This is a genomic window from Streptomyces durocortorensis, from assembly GCF_016901035.1.
GTDB lineage: Bacteria > Actinomycetota > Actinomycetes > Streptomycetales > Streptomycetaceae > Streptomyces > Streptomyces durocortorensis.
In genome coordinates this window covers 1-2,673 of the sequence record NZ_JAFEUF010000440.1, presented here as the reverse complement: position 1 = coordinate 2,673, position 2,673 = coordinate 1, and the positions used below count along the sequence as shown (strand labels likewise).

The 2,673-nt window shown below is 75.0% G+C and carries 2 protein-coding genes; both read right to left on the bottom strand.

Annotated features, from left to right (window positions below; all coding sequences use genetic code 11):
- Positions 1-1,021 (bottom strand): serine/threonine-protein kinase (locus JS521_RS35160; protein WP_205086916.1); only part of this gene is annotated, 1,021 nt, incomplete at its 3' end.
- 194 nt (positions 1,022-1,215) lie between these two features.
- A partial coding sequence (locus JS521_RS35155) for a serine/threonine kinase C-terminal domain-containing protein (RefSeq protein ID WP_504740031.1) occupies positions 1,216-2,673 on the bottom strand: 1,458 nt, incomplete at its 5' end.

The following is a 2,673-nucleotide window of genomic DNA, read 5'->3' as shown; positions in this document are numbered from 1 at the left end:
GGGGGGGGGGGGCGGGCCGGGCGACCTCGTCGGGGGTCGCTCCGGGCAGCCGGGCGGTGCCCCCGTCAGAGCCGGGCGGATCGGCCGGGGCGCCGTGGCCGCCGTGGCCGCCTGCGTCCCGGTAGCCGTACCGGGCGTCCTCGGGGAAGTGCTGGGTCGGCACATGCGCCTGGGCGGCCCGGGGTTCGCGGCCCTCCATGGCGTCCAGCAGCATCTGCTCGGTCTGGGCTGCGGTGGGCCGCTCGGCCGGGTCCTTGCGGAGCAGCGCGGTGATCACGGGGCCGAGCGGACCGGCGCTGACCGGGGCGGGCGGCTCCTCGGTGACGACGGCCTGCATGGTGGAGATCGGGGACGTACGGCGGAACGGGGAGGTCCCCTCGACCGCTGTGTACAGCGTGGCGCCCAGCGACCAGAGGTCGGAGGCCGGTCCGGGGTCGCCGCCGCGTACCCGCTCCGGGGCCAGGTAGTCGATGGAGCCGACCAGTTCGCCGGTACGGGTGATGGTGGAGTCGCCCTCGATCGCGGCGATCCCGAAGTCGGTCAGGAGCACCTGTCCGTCGCGGGCGAGCAGGACGTTGCCCGGTTTGACGTCCCGGTGGAGCACCCCTGCGCTGTGGGCGGCGCGCAGGGCGCTCAGCACGTGCAGGCCGATGCGGGCCGCCTCGCGCGGGGCGGTCTCGCCGCTCTCCTTCGCCTGGTCGGCGAGCGAGGGCCCGTCGACGTACTGCATGACGATCCAGGGGCGGTTGTCGTACTCGATCACGTCATGGACGGTGACGACGCCGGGGTGCGTGATGCGTGCCGCCGCCCGGGCCTCCTTCTGCGTCCGGGCGTGCAGGACGAGCCGGTCGGCCTCGGCGACGTACAGCCCGGCGGTCAACTCCTTGACGGCGACCGTGCGGTGCAGCACCTCGTCGTGGGCGCGCCAGACCTTCCCCATGCCGCCCCGGCCGAGGACGTCGCCCAGCCGGTAGCGCCCCGCCAGCACCAGTCCGGCTTCCGTGCCCTGTGATCGATCCACGTGATGTCCCCGCCCCGTTCCTCGGATGGCCAGATTACGGAGGCGGAGCGCGGCGGGGATACGGGGGATCGCCCACGAGACCGCACTGTGATGGTTGTCGGCACCGCACAACGCCCATGGCGGGACGGCGGCGATGACGTGTGCTCAGGCGGTGACGCGGGGCGGCCGTGACGCGGGACGACCGTGACCCGCGGTCAGCCGGCGACCCGGTAGGAGGCGATGGCCTGCTCGTAGATCTCGGTGACCTTGTCCCGGTCGTTCTCGGGGCCGATGACCTGGATGACGTGGTAGCGGCCGTCGACGATCATGGCGAGGTTGCGGACGAACACCTCGCGCCCGCCGCTCTCCTGCCAGGTGAACTGCCCCTCGGCCATGGCCTGCCGGCCGATGTCGACCCGGCGCAGTCCGGACGAGGAGGACCAGCTGGAGTCCCGGAACGGCTGGAGTTCGGGCTCCTTGTCCCGCTGGTAGTCCAGCGGATCGCCGCCCGCCGACTTCACGGTGTCGCGGCCGGGCACCACGAGCAGGGTGAACCCGTCGCTGCCGTAACGGATCTGACGGTCCGCGTTGGCGGGGCTGCGCTGCCAGTCCTTCGGTACGCCGACCTCGAAGCCCTCCGCGTCCTTGCGGAGCGTGTAGCCGGGGGCGAGTGCGACGGCGGACCGGCTGGTCTGCGGCTGCTGCGAGCCGGACTCCCCGGACCCGCTCGCGGAGGCGGAAGGCTCGGGCTCCCCCGAGGCGGCGGGCGGCGCGGCGGAACCCGTGGGTGCGGACGGAGCCCCGCTGTCCTTGCCGGGCTCCTCCTTCGGCATGAACATCACGGCGAAGGCGATGGCGGCGACCATCAACAACAGGATCAGGACGAGCAGCAGCCGGCCCAGCTTGCGCGGCGATCCCTCGCCCCGGCGCGGCGGTTCGCGCAGTACCCGGGGGCCCTTGGGCGCACGCGGTGTGCGGGCCGGGCGCTCCTCCTCCCAGGCCTCCACGGGCATGCGTACGGACCGGTCGGGCGGCAGCAGCGCCTCCTGCCGGTCCCGCTGCTTCCCGCCGCGCTCCTTCGGCGGCTGCCTGCGCTTCCCCTGGCGGTGCCTGCCGTGCACCGCGCCGCCGCCGAAGCGGCCCCGGCGCCGGCGGACCAGCTCGCCCCGGCGGCGTACGACGGGGAGCCGGGTGGCGTCGGGCGCGGGCAGCGTCACGACGTCGGAGCCGGCCTCCGGCTCCGGCGCGGAGCGCACCAGCGAGCGCAGCCAGCCGCGCAGCTCCTCGAAGTCCGGCCGCTCCGTGGGGTCCTGACGCAGCAGCGACTCGACGACGGGCCGCAGCGGACCGCACTCCTCCGCGAAGGCGGGCGGCTCCCCGCACACCATCTGGACCAGCTCGGCGGCGTTCTCCTCGGGGTAGGGGGCGTGGCCCTGGACGGCGCGGTAGAGCAGCGCGCCGAGCGCCCACAGGTCGGTGGAGGGGCCGATCGGGGGTGCGAGCTGCCAGTTGTCGTGGACCGGGCCCGCCTGCTCGGGGGCCCAGCGCTCGGTGACGGCTCCGACGACGGCGATCCGTGCCTGGCGGGCGCGTTCGGCGGCGAGCGGGGTGGTGGGGCCCCGGTAGACGGCGGGCTCGCCGCCGCCCGCGACGGCGTCCTCCCAGGCCCGGGC